General features: G+C 41.9%; 18 protein-coding genes. All 18 read left to right on the forward strand.

Translation table 11 applies throughout. The annotated features are described in order from the left end of the window. Nucleotides 1-8: 8 nt before the first annotated feature. The 18 genes from menA (at nucleotide 9) to FTX54_RS08590 (ending at nucleotide 22,399) form a co-directional block, all read left to right on the forward strand. Entirely contained in the window at nucleotides 9-1,535 is a 1,527-nt protein-coding gene (gene menA / locus FTX54_RS08505) for a 1,4-dihydroxy-2-naphthoate octaprenyltransferase (protein ID WP_147802177.1), read from the forward strand. 135 nt (nucleotides 1,536-1,670) lie between these two features. After that, entirely contained in the window at nucleotides 1,671-2,093 is a 423-nt protein-coding gene (locus FTX54_RS08510; protein ID WP_147802178.1) for an organic hydroperoxide resistance protein, read from the forward strand. A 110-nt stretch (nucleotides 2,094-2,203) separates the two neighbouring features. After that, nucleotides 2,204-3,346, forward strand: a complete 1,143-nt coding sequence (gene msrA, locus FTX54_RS08515) for a peptide-methionine (S)-S-oxide reductase MsrA (RefSeq protein ID WP_147802179.1) — start codon at nucleotides 2,204-2,206, stop codon at nucleotides 3,344-3,346. Nucleotides 3,347-3,368: 22 nt separating this feature from the next. Continuing rightward, the gene (gene msrA, locus FTX54_RS08520) at nucleotides 3,369-3,917 is read left to right on the forward strand and encodes a peptide-methionine (S)-S-oxide reductase MsrA (protein ID WP_147802180.1); all 549 of its coding nucleotides are present in this window, start codon (nucleotides 3,369-3,371) and stop codon (nucleotides 3,915-3,917) included. Further along, nucleotides 3,910-4,779: a serine hydrolase domain-containing protein gene (locus FTX54_RS08525; protein ID WP_147802181.1), complete on the forward strand. Its 870-nt coding sequence runs from the start codon at nucleotides 3,910-3,912 to the stop codon at nucleotides 4,777-4,779. The genes msrA (FTX54_RS08520) and FTX54_RS08525 overlap by 8 nt, the downstream gene beginning before the upstream one ends. Before the next feature lie 647 nt (nucleotides 4,780-5,426). Continuing rightward, nucleotides 5,427-6,875, forward strand: a complete 1,449-nt coding sequence (gene cls, locus FTX54_RS08530; protein WP_147802182.1) for a cardiolipin synthase — start codon at nucleotides 5,427-5,429, stop codon at nucleotides 6,873-6,875. Between the two features lie 655 nt (nucleotides 6,876-7,530). Then, entirely contained in the window at nucleotides 7,531-8,559 is a 1,029-nt protein-coding gene (gene argC / locus FTX54_RS08535; RefSeq protein ID WP_147802183.1) for an N-acetyl-gamma-glutamyl-phosphate reductase, read from the forward strand. A gap of 14 nt (nucleotides 8,560-8,573) precedes the next feature. After that, nucleotides 8,574-9,797 (forward strand): bifunctional glutamate N-acetyltransferase/amino-acid acetyltransferase ArgJ, encoded by a 1,224-nt coding sequence (gene argJ / locus FTX54_RS08540; protein ID WP_147802184.1) that lies wholly within the window; start codon nucleotides 8,574-8,576, stop codon nucleotides 9,795-9,797. Nucleotides 9,798-9,812: 15 nt separating this feature from the next. Beyond that, nucleotides 9,813-10,616: an acetylglutamate kinase gene (gene argB, locus FTX54_RS08545; RefSeq protein WP_147802185.1), complete on the forward strand. Its 804-nt coding sequence runs from the start codon at nucleotides 9,813-9,815 to the stop codon at nucleotides 10,614-10,616. After that, nucleotides 10,609-11,793, forward strand: a complete 1,185-nt coding sequence (locus tag FTX54_RS08550) for an acetylornithine transaminase (protein WP_147802186.1) — start codon at nucleotides 10,609-10,611, stop codon at nucleotides 11,791-11,793. Before argB ends, FTX54_RS08550 begins: the two co-directional genes overlap by 8 nt. Before the next feature lie 4 nt (nucleotides 11,794-11,797). Continuing rightward, nucleotides 11,798-12,889, forward strand: coding sequence for a carbamoyl phosphate synthase small subunit (locus tag FTX54_RS08555; protein ID WP_147802187.1), 1,092 nt, complete (start codon nucleotides 11,798-11,800; stop codon nucleotides 12,887-12,889). Then, nucleotides 12,871-16,050: a carbamoyl-phosphate synthase (glutamine-hydrolyzing) large subunit gene (carB, locus tag FTX54_RS08560; RefSeq protein WP_147802188.1), complete on the forward strand. Its 3,180-nt coding sequence runs from the start codon at nucleotides 12,871-12,873 to the stop codon at nucleotides 16,048-16,050. The genes FTX54_RS08555 and carB overlap by 19 nt, the downstream gene beginning before the upstream one ends. Nucleotides 16,051-16,052: 2 nt before the next feature. Continuing rightward, nucleotides 16,053-16,982, forward strand: a complete 930-nt coding sequence (argF, locus tag FTX54_RS08565; RefSeq protein WP_147802492.1) for an ornithine carbamoyltransferase — start codon at nucleotides 16,053-16,055, stop codon at nucleotides 16,980-16,982. Between the two features lie 75 nt (nucleotides 16,983-17,057). Beyond that, entirely contained in the window at nucleotides 17,058-18,278 is a 1,221-nt protein-coding gene (locus FTX54_RS08570; RefSeq protein ID WP_147802189.1) for an argininosuccinate synthase, read from the forward strand. Between the two features lie 346 nt (nucleotides 18,279-18,624). Continuing rightward, entirely contained in the window at nucleotides 18,625-20,001 is a 1,377-nt protein-coding gene (argH, locus tag FTX54_RS08575; protein WP_147802190.1) for an argininosuccinate lyase, read from the forward strand. Between the two features lie 225 nt (nucleotides 20,002-20,226). Then, nucleotides 20,227-21,303 (forward strand): branched-chain amino acid aminotransferase, encoded by a 1,077-nt coding sequence (locus FTX54_RS08580; protein ID WP_147802191.1) that lies wholly within the window; start codon nucleotides 20,227-20,229, stop codon nucleotides 21,301-21,303. 128 nt (nucleotides 21,304-21,431) lie between these two features. Then, the gene (locus FTX54_RS08585; RefSeq protein WP_147802192.1) at nucleotides 21,432-21,899 is read left to right on the forward strand and encodes a DUF6884 domain-containing protein; all 468 of its coding nucleotides are present in this window, start codon (nucleotides 21,432-21,434) and stop codon (nucleotides 21,897-21,899) included. Nucleotides 21,900-21,901: 2 nt separating this feature from the next. Further along, on the forward strand, nucleotides 21,902-22,399 hold the full coding sequence (locus FTX54_RS08590; RefSeq protein ID WP_147802193.1) for a DNA-deoxyinosine glycosylase: 498 nt from the start codon (nucleotides 21,902-21,904) through the stop codon (nucleotides 22,397-22,399). Nucleotides 22,400-22,409 lie beyond the last annotated feature (10 nt).

Raw genomic sequence — 22,409 nt, forward strand, 5'->3', positions numbered from 1 at the left:
AGATATGCATGGCGGAACGTACAAAAGAGGAAATTTTAGACTATCTAAACAGGGCAGAGGTCAGTTCAGTAGGGACTTCCAATATGGGGAAGCCACGTCAGAGAATGATGCACTTCGCTGTAGACGACGAATTTAACGTTTATTTATCGAGTATGAAAGGTGATCCGAAAGTTATTCAATGGAGCAATATTCCAGAAACAGCTATGCTGATCCATCAGGGCCAGACATTTATGGAGATGGAAGAATGCGAAATAATCGGCCGTGCTCAAGTTGTCCGCGGAGATAAAGAAAGAGAAAAAGCAACAGACTTATTAAAAAACAGATCACCTATTGTAGGTAATTTTGTCAGTCAGGGGGCGGTAGACAGGCTGGAATTTATTAAAGTAAAACCTTATACAGTCAAGTATCGTTTCGTACCGGAAATTCTGCAGGGGGAGGCTCCTACAGTATTCGATCTGAGTTCGGAAGTGGAAGGCTCGGCGGACAGCCAGGATATACTATCCAGATTAAACACCTGGAAAGAAGCAGTGAGACCGCTGTCGCTGACTGCTTCTTTTATTCCTGCTCTTCTAGGAGGGGCAATGGCCTTTAGCATGGCAGGAATCTTTTCCTGGCCGCTTTTATTGTTAACAGTACTCGCTGCGGTAATGGTGCAGGCAGGTACGAATATGATCAACGATTTTAAAGATGCAGAAAGAGACGCTGAGAATACAGGAGGGGTAAGACCATTTACGGGAGGATCCAAAATGATCCAGCTGGGGTTGATATCTAAAGCGGACATGGGTTTCTTTGGAATTGTTTTGACCGCTGCAGCAGGATTAATAGGACTTTATTTAGCTTTTGTCAGCGGACCGGGAATACTTCCTCTGATTGTTTACGGGCTTATAGCCGGATTCTTCTATACAAATGGTAAGGGGAAGTTTTCGTTTATTAATTTATCTCCAGGTATTGCGGAATTCCTGATAGCTACCACTTACGGGACAGCAATGACCGTAGGAGCTTATTATGTCCAGACAGGTAGTTATTCACTGGAAGTTTTCCTTGTTTCAATACCGGTAGCGGCTTTAATAACCAACGTTCTTTTAATAAATCAATTTCCAGATGCAGAAAGTGATGCTGAGCAGGAGAAAGAAACACTTGTCGTTCGGATTGGTAAAAAACAGGCAAAAAATGTACTGATAGCTTTATTTATTACTGCCTTTGCTGCAGTAATAATTATTCCGATAATCAGTGAAGTGCCTGCTACTGTTTATATTGCGTTCCTCTCACTGCCTTTTATGGTACAGGCGATTCGTTATGCGAATAAACATTACGATGGTCAGCCAACAGAGCTTATCCCAGGAAACGCCCATACAGCGATTCACCATTTACTGACGGGGCTGCTGTTAATAATTGCTTTTGTTATGATGGAAGCGAGCGTTTGGTTTACCTTATTAATCAGTGCTGGTACTCTGGTTTTTGTATTCTGGGTCTGGAAATATATTGAACGTCAGCGGAAAGTTATGAGCGGATTTAAAAAGGCTTTTGCGAAATAATGTTTTTTTCTCAGGACGGGAAAAAAGCCGGCACACCCGGCTTAAAGACTGGAATGAAAAATTTTATGTTTAAATATGTTTGTTTAAGTGTAATAGAAGAAGTGTAATCCTAACAAAAATGGAGGATGATCAATTATGGCAGAAACAATTTTTTCTACAAAAGCAACAGCAGCAGGAGGCCGTGAAGGACACGTCAAATCAGATAACGAAGTAGTTGATGTAAATTTACAGATGCCTGATAAAAATGGAATTCCGAAAGATGCTTCCAATCCCGAGCAGCTTTTCGCGTCAGGTTATTCTGCATGTTTTGACGGAGCATTGAACCTTATGGCTTCAAAAGCAGATAAAGATATTGAATCTGAAACAACTGCGGAAGTCAGTCTAATAAAGGACCCGGAAGATAATGGATTTAAACTTGGAGTTACGCTGCATGTTCATATAAAAGGCGTTAACCAGGAGGAAGCGGAAGAGCTCGCTCATAAAGCACACGGCTTCTGCCCTTATTCCAAAGCAACCAAGGGCAACATTGACGTGAATCTGGAAGTGCACAGTGAATAAATAAAATATATCGGCCTTGTCGGATTTCCTATTCGACAAGGCTTTTTTAATGAGTAATTATCTGTGATGATTTATACTTGAGTAGAAAGCAGAGAGGAGGATTCAAATACATGAAAAAAATTATTATTGCTTTAATGACTATTATTGTTTCTATTTCTGCTATTATTTTCGTGCCTATTATTTATGATTATTTTACGAGCCGGTCATATGGAAGTGAACCTGTCGAAGAAAACGAAAGTGATTTTCTTGAAACAGCAACTTTTGCAGGTGGGTGTTTCTGGTGCATGGAACCTCCTTTTGAAGATATCGAAGGTGTTGACAAAGCCGTATCCGGCTATACAGGAGGAGAACAGGTCAATCCTGCTTATGAAGAAGTAGCTGCGGGGGAAACCAATCATGTAGAAGCTGTGCAGATCACGTATGATCCCGACCTTATAAGCTATGAAGAATTACTGGAAGTTTTTTGGAGGCAGATTGATCCGACAGACGATGAAGGCCAGTTTGTAGATAGAGGGGAGCAGTATGCTTCTGCTGTGTTTTATCATGATGAATCACAAAAAGAAGCGGCTGAAGCATCCAAACAAAAGCTTGAAGACTCGGGCCGCTTTGAAGAACCGATAGTCACAGAAATAAAATCTGCGCTTACATTTTATGTAGCTGAAGATTATCATCAAGATTTTTATAAAGAAAATCCGGTTCGGTATGAATTTTACCGGTCTAATTCCGGAAGAGACGAATTTTTGGAAGAATACTGGGGAGAAGAAGAATATGAAGTAGAGAGTGATCCGGATGAAGTGCCTTCCTGGAGAGAATATGAACAGGAATCTGAAGAAGAACTACGTGAACGGCTTTCAGAGGAAGAGTTCGAAGTTACTCAGAACGATGCTACAGAAGAGGCTTACAACAATGAATATTGGGATAACGAGCAAGAAGGTATCTACGTAGACATAGTATCCAAAGAACCTTTATTCAGCTCGACACACCAATATGAATCCGGAACTGGCTGGCCCAGTTTCTGGGAGGTAATTTCCGAAGAATATATTGTAGAAGAAGCTGACTGGGGGCTCCTGGGCCGACGGACAGAAGTGAGGAGCAAGTATGCTGACTCTCATCTCGGGCATGTGTTTAATGATGGTCCGGACCCAACAGGCTTGAGATACTGCCTTAATTCCGCTGCTCTAGATTTTATCCCTGTGGAAGATATGGAAGCGGAAGGATACGAGGACTTTTTATACTTGTTTGAAGAGGAATAATTTGAGAAGGTGTGGTCAGGACATGAATGAACAAGTGGAAATAGCAACATTTGCAGGAGGATGTTTTTGGTGTATGGTAAAGCCGTTTGATGAACAGCCGGGGATTCTGAGAGTCCGATCCGGCTACACGGGCGGACTTTTCGCCAATCCCTCCTATGAACAAGTAAAAACAGGGGAGACCGGTCATTTTGAAGCAGTTCAAATAACGTATGACGCTTCCTTATATTCTTATGAACAGCTTCTGGATTTGTTTTGGACCCAAATAGACCCGACAGATGATGGTGGACAATTTTTTGATCGGGGCAGTCAGTACCGATCTGCTATTTTTTACCACAATGAAAACCAGATGCAGGCAGCATTAAAAACCCGGCATCACATGGAAACATACGGACCTTTTCAGAAGCCGATAGTAACACAGATACTTCCGGCTTCTGAATTTTATGAAGCGGAATACGAGCATCAGAAGTTTCATGAAAAAAATCCGGATTTATACAGGGCTGAACGAATTAATTCAGGACGTGAAGCTTTTTTGAAAAGGCACTGGACAGAAAGGATGAGCTCTTGTGAATAACAGTGAATTGGAAAAAGTATTGAAGGAAAAAGGAATGGATGCATGTATAATAAATACAGGAGAAAAGGAACTTTTTTCTTTCAGAAAAGAAAATCGAGAACAACAGCCTGAGGCTGTTAATTCTGTAACGAAATCGATATTATCTCTAGTAACTGCTAAAGCTTTGGAAGAAAACTATTTCGAGCTCGGGACGGAAATTACAGAAGTGCTGAAAGTCGATGCCTCTTTCGATGGAAAAACGGTGGAGGATCTATTGACAATGAGTACAGGCTTAACAGAAAAAAACTGGCAGGAAGCAATAACTGCAGAAGGTTGGCTCGAATCACTCTGTAGATCTAAGATTAGATCGTCAGACAAAACTTTTCATTATAACAATGCCGATTCTTATCTTCTCAGCGCTGTCCTTGCCGAGCGTATCCAATCGAACTGGCTTGAATACGCTGTGGAAAAAATTTTTTCGCCGCTGAAAATCGAACAGTGGGAATGGAAGCTGTCGCCTGATGGGCTGCCGATAGGGGGATACGGATTAAAAATGACAGCTGAAGATCTTATGAAAATCGGCATACTTGTCCTAAATAAAGGACAATGGGAGGGAGAAGAGCTTCTCACTTCTTCCAGCATTAAGAAAATGACTGCTCCTGTTGTCGACCATGCAGTACGTAATCAGCATTACGGCCAGCATTGGTGGATTACTCCCGACAAACCGCAGATAGTATATGGCGCTGGTAAGAGAGGTAAATTTCTCTTTCTCATACCAGAAAAAAATGTAGCTGCTGTATTTCTTGGAGAACTGCCGGGGGAAGATCTCCTTCCTTTTCAGTGGTTTGTAAAATATGCATCTTCCTCTTTGCAGAATACATAATAGTTAGAAAAAGGCAGCTTTTAAAATAGAAGAGCTGCTATATGGCGAACTCATGTTTTCGTTTGACCTTTGACGATCAGCTTTTTTTACCGTGGACGGCGGTCCTTCCGGTAAAAGTGTCCTTGTGAACGAAAAATGCCGTTTACCGCTTATCTGCTTTATTTTCAAGGCAGCTGGAAAAAAAGAAGCCGTTCAATTCGGCTTCTTTTTTTGGTCGGGTTAACGTCACCCGTACTTATAAAAAGTTCCTGTGTATTCTCCATGTACATTAATAGAGACCCTCATGCAGGATCGCTGCACCATGAGGGATGAAAATGGCCTTCTATAAAAATGGAACTTTTCCTCTGTACAGACGAAAGGATGGTCAGAAGGGGGCTTCTTTATTTAGAAGGCAGCTCCTGCTCTGTCTTTTTACCGTAAGCGGAAGAGGACATGGGGCGACTCCGGGGCATTGGAGGACGAGCCCAACCCCTCCCAACCGCAGGAAGGAAGGGGATTAGCTGAGGCCGGCTCTGCGTCTCATGGAAACGTAAGCGCACGTTGATCGCTTCAATACTTTATATTCTAGGCAGCCAATTTTTAATTGAAATGCATTTGTTGGAAATCTGCGTTAATATAGAAAGTACGTCTTCTGAATTGGAGGGTTTATGAATATTATTTCCATTCTTTTAATTATTCTATTTATAGTAAATATTTTATTTGCAGGTATTATTATATTTATTGAAAGAAAGAATGCCTCAGCGACCTGGGCATGGGTACTGATTTTATTTTTTATTCCTTTTCTTGGATTTTTAATTTATATTTTTCTTGGACAGAATTTGACGAGAAGAAGATTGTTCGACTGGGAAGGTATTAACAAAATAGGTATTACAGATATATTGAACAGGCAAATCGCCCAAATAAAAAATACGGAATTCTCATTTTATAATGAAAATATCGACCCATACCGAGATATGATTTATATGCATTTGATTAATAACGATGCTATCCTGACAAAAGATAATAGCATTGAAGTTTTAAATGACGGAAAATTGAAATTCGACCGCCTTAAAGAAGACATTCTTCATGCAACAGATCACATCCATCTCCAGTATTACATATTCCGCAATGATGATCTCGGAAAAGAAATCATTAATCTGCTCACCCGTAAAGCAGAAGAGGGTTTAACGGTAAGAATTTTATACGATGAATTAGGTTCACGTAAATTGAGGCTCAAACATTTTCGCAGGTTAACAGAAGCTGGGGGAGAAGTAGGCGTTTTTTTCCCTTCTAAAATCGCAAGAATAAACATTAGATTAAATTACCGCAATCACCGTAAGCTGTCCATCATAGATGGGAAAACGGGTTATGTTGGAGGATTCAACTGCGGGAATGAGTATCTCGGGGTAAGTACTAAATTCGGCTACTGGAGAGATACACACCTTAGAATATCCGGAAATGCTGTAGATCCGATGCAGACACGTTTTATTCTGGACTGGAATCAGGCCTCTAAAAAACACGGGATTGCTTACGAAACGAGATATTTTCCGATGAAAGAAGACAGTGGGAATGCAGCGCTGCAAATTGTTTCGAGTGGTCCTGATTCTGAATGGGAACAGATAAAAAACGGTTACATCAAAATGATTACGAAGGCAGAGCACTCTATCTATATTCAAACGCCATACTTTGTCCCCGATGAGAGTCTTCAGGATGCCCTGCGGATTGCAGCTCTCTCCGGTAAGGACGTAAGAATAATGATTCCCCGTATGCCGGACCATCCTTTTATCTACTGGGCGACCCTCTCGCACATTGGACAACTGCTGAAAGCGGGAGTAAATGTTTATATATATCAAAAAGGATTTATACATGCCAAATCTATCGTTGTTGATCGTAACATCAGTTCTGTAGGTACAGCGAATATTGATATGAGAAGCTTTAGATTGAATTTCGAGGTAAATGCATTTATATACGATCAGGAAACTTCAGAGAAACTTGCTTTGGATTTTGAACAGGACATGATGCATTCTGATAAGCTTACGAAGGAAAAGTACAAAGCGCGTTCTAAATATATAAGATTTAAAGAATCAGTTTCAAGACTTCTGTCCCCTATTTTGTAAAAGGGGGCTTTTTTTTATGGCTGCCTGGAAATTAAGTAGATAAGCGATAAGTGGACGCTTCCGTTTACATGGGTACGCTTTCCGGGCGGGCCTCAGCTGATCCCTTCCTCCCTGCGGTAGGGAGGGATGGATCTTCAGCTTTAACAGAGTTTTTTAATTGGTCATGAATCAAAATGAAAAAGATAGTTATCTTCTGATGATCGTCTGTTTTAAAAAGGATGCCTAATATTAAAACACCGGTCAAGTGGAATTTTCTTATTCGCTTCCATATAATCCTCGTTAATCTTTAGTTCCATACGGGCTCTTTCAGAGCAGCCCGGACGCAGCAAATTCCTCCTTCTTTTAGTGCCTTCAGAGCGGGGGTTTCAATTCGTCATTTACAATTGTTATTAAGCCTAGGAAAATTATGCGTAATATACCCATTGCAGATGTCAGCGGGGGTTTCGCTTTTTGCTAAACGAAAAACGGACAGAAAAGGGTCTTAATCAATTCAAGTCATTCACCGCGGTCGATAGTACAAATTTGTAAATGATAGGGGATCCTGCTTTACTGTGCATAAAAATTAGTTTTAACTTATATTTAATCTTGCATAAAAATAATACGAGGAGTATAATAATGAACTAACACCAGATGGCAATGAAAGGCGGGAATATTTTTGAAACAGGCAGCAATTATAGGCGGGACAGGCTATGGAGCCTTGGAGCTAATAAGGTTTTTGGAACACCACCCCTATGTATCTATCTCAAAAATCATATCGAGATCAGAAGAAGGGACTGAAGTTTCCGAGCGGTATCCGCATCTTCATACAGTTATTAAAGAGGAATTTTCTGCTTTGGATGATAAAACATTTGAACATATTGATATTGTATTTTTTGCGACTCCAGCGGGCGTAGCAAAGGATATACTTCCTAAAATTAAAAAGAAAGGCGTTCAATACATTGATTTATCAGGTGATTTAAGAATTAACGATGGTGAAGAGTACCGAATGTGGTACGGTCAGGAACCCCCATCGCAGGGACTGCAGAAAGAAGCTGTATATGGACTTCCAGAATTTTATCGGGAAAGTATAAAAAAAGCCGAAATTATTTCTAACCCGGGCTGTTTTGCTACAGCAGCACTTCTGGGAATTATTCCAGCAGTTTCAAAGGGGCTGGTTGATCCTGAAAATGTTGTTATAGATGGAAAAACAGGAGTTTCAGGTGCTGGAAGAAAACAGTCATTAATGACTCATTTCTCTGAAACGAATGAAAATGTCAAAGCTTATAAAATGGGCAGCCATCAGCATACTCCGGAAATCGAACAGCATGTATCCACCCTGACAGGAAAAAATCCATTAATTTCTTTCCAGACTCATCTCATTCCAATGACAAGAGGCATTATGTGTACAATATATGCTGACTTAAAAAGGGCAGAAAGCATCCATGATGTTTACCAGAAATTTTATGAAAATCATCCATTTGTCAGAATGCGTCCGGAAGGAAATATTCCACAGACGAAGGAAGTTTATGGAAGTAATTACTGCGATATTGGTATCCATGTTGACGGACGAACAAATAAACTCATTATCGTAAGTGTAGTAGATAACCTGGTTAAAGGTGCATCGGGGCAGGCAATTCAAAATATGAATTTAATGAACGGATGGAATGAACAGGAATCATTGTCTGTTATTCCTATCTATCCATAAAAGGAGTGGAGCAGATGTTAGTTGGACAGGAAACAGAAATAAGCATTATTCATGATGGTCACGTCACTTCAGCTGAAGGTTTTTATGCAGGGGGAGTTCACTGCGGCCTGCGTAGAAAAAAGCTGGATTTCGGATGGCTTTTTTCTTCCGTCCCGGCGGCGGCGGCCGCTGTGTATACTAAAAACAGTTTTCAGGCTGCTCCACTGAAAGTTACGAAAGATTCAATCTCCAAAGAGCATAAACTGCAGGCGCTTGTAATTAATTCAGCGAATGCGAATGCCTGTACAGGAGAAACAGGGATGGTTAATGCTTTAAATATGAGAAAACAGGCAGCTGATGCTATGGGGCTGGGAGAACATCTTGTCGGTGTTTCTTCCACTGGACTTATTGGAGTGCAGCTTCCTATGGACAAAATTGAAAAAGGGATGATGTCCATCAACCCGGCTGCTGTCGATCCGGAAGCTTTCGAACAGGCTATTCTTACCACTGATACGAAAACGAAGCATACGGCGGTAGAAATACTGATAGACGGAAAACCCATTATTATCGGGGGCGCGGCAAAAGGCTCGGGGATGATCCACCCTAATATGGCTACGATGCTCGCTTACATGACGACCGATGCAGATGTTGAAGCAGATGCTCTTCAACACCTTCTTTCCCGTGCTACAGATAAAACATACAATATGATCACCGTGGACGGCGACAGCAGTACAAACGATACAGTAGTCGCATTGGCTAACGGCAAAAAAGGGAATCATCCTCTTTCTCCTTCCCATCCGGAATGGGAAAAGTTTTCGGAGGCCTTCAGGCTTGTCTCAGAAATACTGGCCAAAAAAATTGCTGGAGACGGAGAAGGAGCAACTAAATTAATTGAAGTAATGGTAAAAGGAGCTGCGACAAGCGATTCAGCAGGGAAAATTGCCAAAGCAGTTATTTCTTCCAACCTCGTAAAAACAGCAGTTTATGGTGCAGATCCAAACTGGGGACGAGTAGTCTGTGCGGTCGGATACAGTGAGGAACCAGTCGAGCCTGACTCAGTTGATGTTTTTTTAGGGGACATTCAAGTTGTAGAAAATGGACTGCCTTCGGAATTTTCGGAGCAGGAAGGTATCTCTTACCTTGATCAGCAGGAAATATCTGTTGTTGTCGATTTAAAGCAGGGCGATGGAAAAGCTACTGCCTGGGGATGTGACTTAACTTACGAATATGTAAAAATCAACGCTTCGTATCGAACGTAAGCAAGGAGGCAGCTTATGAAATATCTAATCATAAAAATTGGCGGCAGTATCATATCAGAACTGCCGGCAAGTTTTTTCAAAAGTATTGTGAAACTGAAAAACGAGGGGAAATACTGCCCTGTTGTTGTGCACGGCGGGGGACCTAAAATCAACGAAATGCTTCAATGCATGCAGATTGAGACCAGTTTTCATAATGGACTTCGTATCTCTTCTCCGGAAGTTGTAGATACAGCCGGAATGGTATTAAGCGGAGATATTAATAAAAAAATTGTAGCTGAACTTCTTCGCGCGGGCGGCCGCGGATTCGGATTCAGCGGAATAGATGGAGCCGTGCTTCAGGCGGAACCTGAGGATTCTTCCGGTAATCTTGGGAACGTAGGAAAAATAACAGAAGTGGATACAGAGCTGATTTCTCTCCTTTGCGGGAAAGGGTACATTCCGGTCATTTCTCCCATATCTTACGGAATGAAGGACAATACTGTCTATAATGTAAATGCCGATTCAGCTGCCAGTGCCTGTGCTTCGGCTTTAGGAGGCAATATCATCTTCGTAAGTGATATTCCAGGTATTATGAATAAAAGTATTAATGAAACGTTTATTTATTCCCAGTTAACAGAAGCGGAAGTGAACGATCTTATTGCTGAGAATGTTATCACGGGTGGAATGATCCCAAAAGTTCAGGCAGCGCTGATGTGCCTCCAAAAAGAAGTTAAAGAAACGGTCATTCTCAACGGATGGCAGGAAGGTTCGATAGATACTTATGCAGCAGGCGGCTCATCAGGCACGAGGATAGTCAAGGAGGAAATAACGTATGTCTAAGATAAACACAGAAATGTCTGCTCTGATGCAGACGTATAATAGATTTCCTCTAACTTTAACCAAAGGAAAAGGGAGTTACGTATGGGATGAAGAGGGAGCCTCCTACCTGGATTTTACTTCCGGTATCGCCGTATGTAATCTTGGCCACGTACCGGAAGAAGTAAAACATGCTGTTTCGGAGCAGCTCGAGCAATTGTGGCACTGTTCTAATCTTTTTCACATTCCCGCTCAGGAAAAAGCAGCACGTCTTCTTTGCGGAAACGATTTTGATGAAGCCTTTTTCTGCAACAGCGGAGCCGAAGCAAATGAAGCCGCATGGAAACTGGCTCGAAAATATATGTATGATCAAAACAAAAAAGAAAAAACAGATATAATTTCTTTTACCCATTCGTTTCACGGGCGTACCGGAGGGGCTATGGCAGCTACTGCTCAGGAAAAAGTTCATACAGGTTTCACGCCGCTTATGCCGGGATTTTCCTATCTTCCTTTCAATGAGGAGACAGTCACAGAAAAAATCAATCCAGAAAAAACGGCCGCTGTCATGCTGGAATTGATACAGGGAGAAGGCGGCGTGCGCGCTGCGGATAAGTCCTGGGTTAACAATCTGGCTGAATTCTGCAGCAAAAATGACATACTGCTGATTATTGATGAAATTCAAACCGGTGCGGGAAGAACCGGCACATTGTTTGCCTATGAACAGTATAGTATAAAGCCGGATATACTGACTGCAGCAAAAGGAATCGGGTCTGGTTTTCCTGCAGGAGCGATGCTTGCTCCTAAAAATATAGCTGCATCTTTTAATCATGGAACGCACGGGACAACGTTTGGCGGGAATCCACTTTCTATGACAGCGGTATACGCAACGATATCGGCAATTCTGGAGCCTGGATTTTTGGAGGACGTAAAAAACAAGGGAATGTATTTTCAAAAAGAACTTCAGAATGCAGCTGCCGGTTATGAGGTAGAAATCCGCGGAAGTGGTTTAATGACCGGAATGGCTTTTAAGGAAACTATCGTCCCTTTAATTGACCATCTGCGCAAAAACGGGGTGCTGGCTCTTCCGGCAGGGCCGGACGTTCTGCGGATACTGCCCCCGCTCACGGCAAGCTATATGGAATTATCAGCGTTTGCTGACACTTTAAAACAATCTTTAAATGAATGGAAGGAGGGGGAGTAGCCATATGAAAAACGGTTATCTCATTTTGGAAACCGGTGAAATATTTACTGGTGAATGGCTCGGATCGGAAATCGAAACATCAGGAGAACTTGTATTCAACACATCCATGACAGGCTATCAGGAAATGATGACCGATCCCTCTTATAAAGGTCAGATTTTAGCATTTACTTATCCTATGATCGGCAACTATGGCTGGAATAATGTAGATGATGAAAGCAGCAGCCCTGCAGTAGAGGCCGTACTGCTGAATGAAGCATGCGGTTCCCCAAATCATTACCAGTCTGAGGGAAGCATGGAGGACTATCTTTGTAAAAACGGGATCCCAGGGCTTGCAGGAATCGATACAAGAGCCCTCGTCAAAAAAATCCGGCAGTTAAAAACTTTGAGAGCAAAGATTACAATGAACCCGGACGCCACCGTGTTCAATGTTCCTCTCGTGACTTCTAAGGAATCGCTGGTAAGAAGTGTGTCTGTTAAAGGTTATCAGTATTATGGTGATAAAAATGATCCTCATGTAGTGTTAATGGATTATGGCTATAAATCTTCTATATTAAATGCTCTTCTTGAAGAGGGATGCAGAGTCACTGTTGCTCCTTACACAACTACTTTTGAAGAAGTGGAACGTCTATCCCCGGATGGAGTATTGTTCAGTAACGGCCCCGGTGATCCCCTTGATCTGAAAACATACTTCCCGGAAATATTAAAAATTTCAAAAGAATACTCGTCACTCGGTATTTGTCTCGGGCATCAGCTTATAGCTCTTGCTTATGGAGGAAATTCAGAAAAAATGTTATTTGGACACCGCGGCAGCAATCATCCTGTTAAACATCTCCCTACGGGAAAAGTTAGCATGTCCTCCCAAAATCACGGGTACGTAGTGACTTCAGAAAGTATCGATACATCTTTGTTTGAGCCCTTATTTATTAATGTGAACGATAAAAGCATAGAAGGCATACAGCATAGGACGCTGCCTGTTAAAGGGGTACAGTTTCATCCTGAAGCTCATCCAGGACCGAGTGACACTCATTTTATTTTTAAAGACTTCGTCCGCAGTCTGACTACAGGAGGCAGAATGTTATGCCAGCAAACCATTTAATTAAAAAAGTACTTGTTATCGGCTCCGGACCGATCGTAATCGGACAGGCTGCCGAATTTGATTATGCAGGAACCCAGGCATGTTTAGCTTTAAAGGAAGAAAACGTAGAAGTTATTCTCGTAAATAACAATCCGGCAACTATCATGACAGATGAACAAATAGCCGATAAAGTATATATGGAGCCATTGGAAGCAGCGACCATCGAAAAAATCATTGCAAAAGAAAAGCCCGATGGGCTGATTGGTACTCTCGGAGGACAGACGGGTCTTAATTTAACGATAGAGCTTTACGAATCCGGCATTTTGGAAAACTATAACGTAGAAGTGCTCGGGACATCTGTAGAATCAATCACGCGGGGGGAAGACCGCGAAATGTTCCGCCAGCTTATGAGCGATATAGGAGAACCTGTTCCGGCTTCCGAAATAGTAACTACAATTGAAGAAGGGCAGGTTTTCACAGAGCAGATCGGTCTGCCTGTTATTCTCCGTCCTGCCTACACGCTCGGAGGTGCAGGTGGAGGCTTCGCTTACACACCGGAAGAACTGAACAAAAAGCTTTATCAGGCATTAAAATCAAGTCCGATCGGCCAGGTGCTCGTTGAAAAAAGTATCAAAGGGTGGAAAGAAGTCGAATACGAGGTCATGCGGGACGCTAACGATACTTGTATTATCGTCTGTAATATGGAAAATATGGATGCTGTCGGTGTTCATACGGGTGATTCAATTGTAACAGCACCGTCCCAGACTTTATCAGACCGCGAGTATCAAATGCTCCGTTCTTCTTCGCTTAAAGTTATCCGGGCGCTCGAAGTAGTCGGAGGGTGTAATATCCAGTTCGCTGTTCATCCCGACCGGGAGGAGTATGCCGTCATAGAAGTCAACCCGCGCGTAAGCAGATCTTCCGCCCTCGCTTCAAAAGCAACAGGGTATCCGATTGCCAGAATTGCTGCAAAATGTGCGATCGGGTATGATCTGGATGAAATTCTTAATCCTATTACCGGAAGCACCTATGCATCATTCGAACCGGCTGTCGACTACAGCGTCGTTAAGCTTCCAAGATTTCCTTTTGATAAATTTGCAGAAGCGGATCGTTCCCTGGGAACCCAGATGAAAGCAACAGGAGAAGTTATGGCTATTGACCGGACGTTTGAAGCAGCTTTAAATAAGGCGGTTCGTTCGCTGGAAATGAACCTTTACAGCCTTGAGCATAAATTATTACACGGAAAATCAGAACAGGAACTGAAAAAGCTTTTAACGGAAGCAAATGATCTGCGCCTGTTTGCTATTGCGGAAGCTGTGAAGAGAAAAATACCAATGCATACGCTTCACGAATGGACAGATATTGATTACTGGTTCCTTTCCAAAATAGAAAACATTGTTAATGCTGAAGAACAATTGAGAGGGCAGAGCTTGAACGATATTAATAAAGAGAAATTAAGTGAATTGAAAAAGATCAATATAAGTGACCAGCGGATTGCGGAACTGACCGGAACGAAGGAACAGGATATCCGCAGAAAATTGACAGAATATGATTTAAAGCCGTCATATAAGCTGGTGGATACGTGTGCAGGAGAATTTGATGCTGAAACGCCTTACTTCTATTCCACGTGGCAGGGAATGGATGAAGTAGAGGTGACGAATGATAAATCAAAAATCCTTATCGTTGGTTCCGGACCTATCCGTATCGGTCAGGGTGTGGAATTTGACTATAGTTCTGTTCACGCTGCGGAAGCCGTAAAGAAAGCTGGTTTTGAAGCGGTAGTAATCAATAATAATCCGGAAACCGTCAGCACGGATTATTCCGTAGCAGACAGCCTTTATTTCGAGCCGATAACTGCAGAAGATGTGCTGCATATTATAAAAAAAGAGAATGTATCAGGTGTTATGCTCCAATTTGGAGGCCAGACAGCTGTGAATCTGGCGGATGATCTTCACGAGGCGGGTATTACGGTCCTTGGTACAAGTCCGGAAAACATGCATTCCCTTGAAGATCGTGAGCAGTTTTACGAGCTGCTGAATAAACTCGATATCAATCATATTAAAGGTGAGATGGTTCAGTCTGAGAAAGCATTAATCCAAACCGCCCATCTCCTGACCTATCCGGTTTTAATCAGACCTTCCTTCGTAATTGGCGGACAATCCATGTACGTATGCTATAACGAAAAAGAACTGAAAGAATACAGTCAGCGCCTCGCGGCAACTACAAATCAAAAATGCTGGCCGCTGCTGGTGGATACGTTTATTCCCGGACTGGAATGTGAAGTGGATGTTATCAGTGATGGGAAACAGGTAATGATTCCTGGTATTTTCGAACACATTGAAAAAGCCGGCGTCCATTCAGGCGACAGCTTAACTGTTTTTCCAAGCATGAACCTGACTGAGTTTCAAAAAGATAAAATCACCGACATCAGTACTTTAATAGCACTCGAGACTCCTGTAGTTGGCATGATGAATATCCAATTTGTTATCGATGGCGATGATATTTACGTCCTTGAAGTTAATCCGCGTGCTTCAAGGACTGTGCCGATTATGAGTAAAGTAACCGGCGTTAACATGGTTGAAGAAGCTGTCAAAGCTCAGCTCGGCTTTCCTTTGCCTGAGCAGGGGCTGTTGACATCTCCTGATTATATTACCGTTAAAGCTCCTGTCTTTTCAGAAAAGAAGCTCAAAGGGGTGGATCATGCTTTAAGTCCTGAAATGAAATCAACAGGAGAAAAGATTGGAATGGCCGGAACGTTCGCGGAGGCACTAGTGAAAGTATTTCCTTCTTTTGTTAAAGGGGATGCCTGTTTACTTTCGGTGTCCAAACGTGATTACGCTGAAGCAGCGGAAGTCGCAGCAGGTTTAACAGGTCCTATATATGCTACTGCGGGGACAGCTGCTTTTCTTAAAAGCAAAGGAATAGAAGTTCACTGCATAACGGGGGTCGAGGAAACAGAAAAGTTATTTAAAAATAATGTGATCCAGGCTGTGATTAACGTACCAAAGCAGGGGAGAAACCCTCACACATATGGCTTTCATGTACGTGAAATGGCTGCTGCGTACGATATTCCCTGTTTCACCCACCTTGATACAGCACTCCTCTATACGAGAGCCTCTGGTATGGAAACAGAACCTGAGCCGATTAAGAGCTTCAGGAAATTAAAGGAGGAAATATCGTGACGATTAAAACAATCAATCATCTGCTGACGATAAATGATTTAACAAAAACAGAGATTCATGAATTGATTGCAGAAGCAGTGGAAATTAAACAGAAGCTTAAAAACGGAACACCCCATCAGCACCTGGCGGGGAAAACACTAGGAATGATATTCGAAAAATCATCAACACGTACGAGAGTCTCATTTGAAGTTGGCATGACACAGCTGGGAGGCCACGCTATTTTTCTCAGTCCAAAAGATATGCAGCTTGGAAGAGGAGAGTCTATCGCAGACACGGCGAAAGTATTGTCCAGATACGTAGACGGTATTATGATTCGTACGTTTGAACACAAAACGGTAGAAACATTTGCGGAGAATTCCAGTGTGCCGGTTATTAATGGATTGACTGATGAACATCATCCTACGCAGGTGCTGGCTGATTTAATGACTGTCTACGAACAGAAAGGCAGACTGGAAGGGTTGAACATGGCTTTCATTGGTGATGGTAACAACAATATGACCCATTCTCTGCTTCAGGGGGCGGCCCGCGCTGGTTTGAATATGACCGTCGCAAGCCCTGAAGGATACGAACCGAATAAACAAATATTTGAAGAAGCGGTGCAGTCAGCTAAGGAATCAGGAAAAGCAGTGCAATTTTATGCAGATCCATATAAGGCTGTGTCTGGAGCAGATATTATTGTAACGGATGTTTGGACGAGTATGGGACATGAGGAAGAGGCTGCAGACAGACTCAGGAAATTTCAGCCCTACCAGATCAACGATGATTTAGTCGCCTCAGCAGCGGACGAGTATATATTTCTCCACTGTCTTCCGGCTCACCGGGAAGAAGAGGTTACTGCTTCCATAATCGACGGTCCTCGTTCTTTCGTATTCGATGAAGCGGAAAACAGACTTCATGCTCAAAAAGCTCTACTCAAAAAATTAATGAATTAATTGTGTTTTTGTGTTGCCTTTTGCATAAAGATACGTTATTATCTATATAAATACTTTTTGAGGAGAGATTCACATATGAATAAAGATAAAGTGGTTTTGGCTTATTCCGGAGGTTTGGATACTTCCGTTTGCATTAAATATCTGCAGGAAGAATATGGATACGAAGTGATTTGTCTCGGACTGGAAATAGGAGAAGGAAAAGACCTGGAAGCGTTAAAAGAAAAAGCTTACAAAGTCGGCGCTGAAAAAGCTGTTATTATTGATGCTAATGAACTGCTTGCTGAAGAATATCTGCTTCCGGCTCTTCAGTCAAACACTCTCTATGAAGGGAAATATCCGCTGTCGTCCGCACTTTCCCGACCGCTGATTTCCAAGCTTCTAGTTGAAGTCGCAGAGCAGGAAGGTGCTGTGGCAGTCGCTCATGGCTGTACCGGTAAAGGTAATGACCAGGTGCGATTTGAAGTTTCTATTCAGGCTCTCAATCCGGATTTAAAGGTAATTGCTCCGATCAGAGAATGGGGAATGAATAGAGAAGAAGAAATTGAATACGCAAAACAAAAAGGAATCGACGTTCCGGTAAATGTAGAAAAACCTTATTCCATTGATGCTAATATCTGGGGCAGAGCCTGCGAAGCAGGTGTCCTTGAAGATACGTGGGCAGAAGCACCAGAAGAAGCATTCGGCTGGACGGCTTCCATTGGTGATGCTCCTGACGAGCCGGAATATGTAGAGGTAGCATTTGACAATGGAAAACCGACTGCCTTAAACGGGATCGAAAAGCCATTTTTTGAAATTATTAAAGAGCTGAATGCCATTGCAGGAAAACACGGCATCGGCAGAATTGATCATATTGAAAATCGACTGGTAGGCATTAAAGCAAGGGAAGTCTACGAAAACCCAGGGGCTATGACATTAATTAATGCTCATAAAGAATTGGAGTTTTTAACGCTTCCTAAAGAAGTCACCCAGTTTAAGACAACAATTGAACAGAAGTTTACTCAGTTAATTTATGACGGGCTCTGGTACTCTCCGCTGAGAGATTCGCTTTACGCGTTTATTGCTGAAACTCAGCAGCAGGTTAACGGAAAAGTTAAGCTGAAGCTTTGGAAGGGTACGCACACAGTTGTAGCAAGACATTCTGAAAATAGTCTTTACAACGAAGCTCTTGCTTCCTATTCCAAGAACGATGCTTTTGATCATAAATCGGCTGAAGGATTTATTAAACTTTGGGGTCTTTCTACTAAAACGTACTCCCAGGTTAATCAGAAGAAGAAATTACTGATTGAATCCAAATAATCAAATCAGGAATACAAGGGGGTAAGCAGGTGCCTGCGGGCGCTTCCTTACCCTTTTTAGTGCGTTGCTTTCAGACACACTAACAAATTTTTATAATACTACTATCCTTACGTTCGTATTTGTGATTGACCGAAGTGAAAAGCACCGACTTCTGGAGGATGAAGCGCAGTCTGAAGATGCCTTTTTGCAAAGCTTTATTCGCGGATGGCATGTACTTTTTTCGGTTTTTACAGGATGAACTTCTATTATAAAAATTTCTAAATCGTATGAAATTAGAATATTTCCTTTAACTTATATATAATTAACTTATATGATGATTTAAATAAAGAAAGCGAGGCAGGTATATATGTCCAAATTATGGGGCGGGAGATTTACGAAATCGACAAATAAACTGGTGGAAGAAGAAACAGCTTCAATTGGTTTTGACAGAAAGCTTGCTTCCCAGGATATAAAGGGAAGTATCGCTCATGTCTCCATGCTTGCAGCACAGAAAATTGTTACGGAAGAGGAAAAAGATCAGATTATCTCCGGATTAAACAAAGTCAAAGAAAAGCTGGAAGCGGACGAACTTGAATACAGCATCGAAAATGAAGATATTCATATGAATATTGAAAAATTTCTAATTGATGAAATTGGACCCGTCGGCGGGAAATTACATACCGGCCGCAGTAGAAATGATCAGGTAGCGACTGATATGCATTTATATCTAAAAGAACATACGGAAATATTAATGGAGCTTGTACGAGAAACTCAAAAAGCTATTTTTAAACAGGCAGAGGCGCATGTCGACACGATTCTTCCCGGATACACGCATTTGCAGCGGGCGCAGCCGGTTTCTTTTGCCCACCACCTCCTTGCGTACTTCTGGATGCTGGACAGGGACAGGGAGCGGCTTCAGGACAGCTTAAAGCGTACGAATATTTCCCCTTTGGGCGCCGGGGCCCTGGCAGGTACAACTTTCCCGATAGACCGGCATCAAGCAGCTCACAGTCTGGGTTTCGATCAGGTGTATCCAAATAGTATGGATGCTGTCAGTGACAGGGATTTTATACTGGAATTTATGTCTGCAGCATCTATATTAATGATGCACATTTCCCGAATGTCAGAAGAACTGGTCATTTGGAGCAGTCAGGAGTTTCAGTTTATTGAGCTTGATGATTCTTTCTGCACCGGCTCATCTATCATGCCACAGAAAAAAAATCCCGATGTGCCGGAACTGCTTCGTGCCAAAACAGGCAGAGTATATGGCAATCTCATTGGTCTGCTCACCGTCCTGAAAGGACTTCCGCTTGCTTACAATAAAGATATGCAGGAAGATAAAGAAGGAATGTTTGATACGGTGGACACTCTGGAAGCTTCACTTTCAATGCTCGCTCCGATGATTGAAACGATGATGGTCAAAACTTCCAATATGAAGCAGGCCGTTTCCGAGGATTTTTCCAATGCTACAGATATTGCAGATTACCTTGTTACTAAAGGGCTTCCTTTCAGAGAGGCACACGAAGTGATAGGTAAAATTGTTCTTTATTCTATAAATAATAATAAATATCTGCTTGATTTATCAATGGAGGAATATAAAAAATTCCATACACTTTTCGAAGAAGATATTTATACAGTCCTGCAGCCGGTGGAAGTTGTAAGAAACCGAAACAGTTACGGAGGGACAGGTCAGGAGCAGGTGGCTTCTCAATTAAAGGAAGCTGAATCAGCTCTTTTGAAATGACTGGAGGTATAGTCAGTAGAAGCACTTCAGTTCAGCAGGGAAAAAGGTTGAAAGCACGGGTGAAGAATTATACACATATTCCATTTTTTACACGAATATATAGCTGAATTAAGCCCAATTTAAATAATTATCGAATTTTCGGATTACTTAGTACACGATTCCGCTTATTCATGATACAATATGAAGCATTCTTAAGCAGAGTACTGCAGGAAAGAAAGGGGTCGCATGATGGAAGCTACAGTTGCAATTACGAAATCTCAGAACAAAAAAACTAAGCCGGATCCGGAAACGCTTCAATTCGGCAAAACATTTACAGATCATATGTTCACAATGGAATATACTCACGAAAAAGGGTGGATTCAGCCGGAGATTAAACCTTATGCTCCAGTGGAAATTGATCCGGCAGCCATGGTTTTTCACTACAGCCAGAGTGTGTTCGAAGGATTAAAAGCGTATAAGGATGCCAGCGGTGATGTAGTTTTATTCCGCCCTGAAGAAAATTTTAAAAGACTGAACAGGTCGAATAAACGATTGAGTATTCCCCCGATTAATGAGCAGCTTGCTCTAGATTATTTGAAGCAGCTTCTTGAGCTTGAAAAAGACTGGATTCCAACAGCAGAAGGGACTTCTCTTTATATCCGTCCTTTTGTTATTGCAACAGAACCGAGTCTTCAGGTAGCGCCGGCTCATCATTATAAATTTTTTATTATTCTTTCTCCAGTAGGGTCTTATTATCCGGAAGGTATTCACCCTGTAAGTATTATGGTGGAAGATCATTTTACAAGAGCGGCGCGCGGCGGAACAGGTACAGCCAAAACAGGAGGTAATTACTCAGCTGGTTACAATGCCCAGGCGAAAGCTTCCAGCGAAGGACATGCCCAGGTTTTATGGCTCGATGGTGTAGAAAAAAAGTATGTAGAAGAAGTAGGAAGTATGAATGTCTTCTTTAAAATCGACGGGGAAGTTATTACTCCGGAATTAAATGATAGTATTCTGCAGGGAGTGACACGTAAATCGGTTATAGAACTGCTTCATCACTGGGAAATTCCTGTGACAGAACGTAAAATAACGATGCAGGAAGTTTTTGATGCTCATAAGGCAGGCAAGCTCGAAGAAGCTTTTGGCTCAGGAACAGCAGCAGTCATTTCTCCAATCGGGGAATTGACGTGGAATGAAGAAACAATGATCGTTAACGGAAGAGATACTGGAGAAGTTACGAAAGCTCTTTATCAGACATTAACGCGCATCCAAACTGGAAAGCAGGAAGATCCTTTTGGATGGATAACAAAAGTATCTTCCTAATTCCCGAAGCTTATTCCTGCGGACGCAGGAATAAGCTTTTCTTCTTTATTCTTTTATTTCAGTGTCTGGATCTAGTAGACTTGACAGTATATAAAAATATCAATGACATATAATTAGGAGGGAAGCTTTTGAAAGCATTATGTATTATTCCCTGCGGCAAAAAGAAAATTTGGGATGCCGATCCTCATGCGGGGGCCGTTCCAGCTGGAGAAGCCTATATTGGTACGCTGCATAAAAAGTCGCGTACTTATGCAGAAAAATTTTGCACTGATTTCCGTATTCTCTCTGCTAAGCACGGTTTTTTAAGAAAAGAGGATATACTAGTTGCGAATTACGATGTCAGTTTTCATTCTCCATCCGCTCAGCGTATGTCGGAGGAGCAGTTAATAGAGCAGTATGAAGAACAAGGACTTTCAAAATATGATTACATTATCGGACTTACAGGCCGTAAATACCGTCCTTATTTAGAGATTACAGCAGCAAAAGAACAAAAAATTTTTTATCCTCTTGAGAATATATCAGGTATTGGTTATATTCTGCAGGAACTTCAAAAAGCTGTCGATGACAATCAACCCTTTCCTCTGGAGAAGGAATAAAAATGAAAATATCAATGCCGCCTGTCGCGGGTGACGATCCGAAAGTGTTAATTCTTGGATCGATGCCCGGAGAAATTTCTTTAAATCATCAGGAATATTATGCTCACCCACGCAACCATTTCTGGCCGATTATAAGTGCCTATTTGGAAATTCCTGTTCAGGATCTTTCCTATCACAAAAAAAAGGAAGTGCTGAAAAGTTCGAAATTGGCTCTCTGGGATGTGGTAAAAGAATGCAGGAGATCGGGAAGTCTGGATAGTGGAATTAAAGATGCTGTTCCTAATGATATTTTATCCATGTTGGAAACGTATCCAACTATTACTTCAATAGGTTTAAATGGAAGAAAAGCCTATCAACTTTTTAACAAACTTATTAAAGTACCTCATCATATTTACATAACATATTTACCGTCAACAAGTCCTGTTCCAGGTAAAAACGTTAAGAGCTATAAAGAAAAAGAAGCAATATGGACAGAATTTTTAAATACTTGTAATAAATGAAAGGGTGGTA

The sequence above is a fragment of the Alkalicoccus halolimnae genome (assembly GCF_008014775.2).
Lineage (GTDB): Bacteria > Bacillota > Bacilli > Bacillales > Salisediminibacteriaceae > Alkalicoccus > Alkalicoccus halolimnae.

What these genes read in the sequence shown, in the direction of transcription:
- menA (WP_147802177.1), top strand. Translation starts at nt 9, where the DNA reads ATGGCGGAACGTACAAAAGAGGAAATTTTAGACTATCTAAACAGGGCA.
- FTX54_RS08510 (WP_147802178.1), top strand. Translation starts at nt 1,671, where the DNA reads ATGGCAGAAACAATTTTTTCTACAAAAGCAACAGCAGCAGGAGGCCGT.
- msrA (WP_147802179.1), top strand. Translation starts at nt 2,204, where the DNA reads ATGAAAAAAATTATTATTGCTTTAATGACTATTATTGTTTCTATTTCT.
- msrA (WP_147802180.1), top strand. Translation starts at nt 3,369, where the DNA reads ATGAATGAACAAGTGGAAATAGCAACATTTGCAGGAGGATGTTTTTGG.
- cls (WP_147802182.1), top strand. Translation starts at nt 5,427, where the DNA reads ATGAATATTATTTCCATTCTTTTAATTATTCTATTTATAGTAAATATT.
- argJ (WP_147802184.1), top strand. Translation starts at nt 8,574, where the DNA reads ATGTTAGTTGGACAGGAAACAGAAATAAGCATTATTCATGATGGTCAC.
- argB (WP_147802185.1), top strand. Translation starts at nt 9,813, where the DNA reads ATGAAATATCTAATCATAAAAATTGGCGGCAGTATCATATCAGAACTG.
- FTX54_RS08550 (WP_147802186.1), top strand. Translation starts at nt 10,609, where the DNA reads ATGTCTAAGATAAACACAGAAATGTCTGCTCTGATGCAGACGTATAAT.
- FTX54_RS08555 (WP_147802187.1), top strand. Translation starts at nt 11,798, where the DNA reads ATGAAAAACGGTTATCTCATTTTGGAAACCGGTGAAATATTTACTGGT.
- carB (WP_147802188.1), top strand. Translation starts at nt 12,871, where the DNA reads ATGCCAGCAAACCATTTAATTAAAAAAGTACTTGTTATCGGCTCCGGA.
- FTX54_RS08570 (WP_147802189.1), top strand. Translation starts at nt 17,058, where the DNA reads ATGAATAAAGATAAAGTGGTTTTGGCTTATTCCGGAGGTTTGGATACT.
- argH (WP_147802190.1), top strand. Translation starts at nt 18,625, where the DNA reads ATGTCCAAATTATGGGGCGGGAGATTTACGAAATCGACAAATAAACTG.
- FTX54_RS08580 (WP_147802191.1), top strand. Translation starts at nt 20,227, where the DNA reads ATGATGGAAGCTACAGTTGCAATTACGAAATCTCAGAACAAAAAAACT.
- FTX54_RS08590 (WP_147802193.1), top strand. Translation starts at nt 21,902, where the DNA reads ATGAAAATATCAATGCCGCCTGTCGCGGGTGACGATCCGAAAGTGTTA.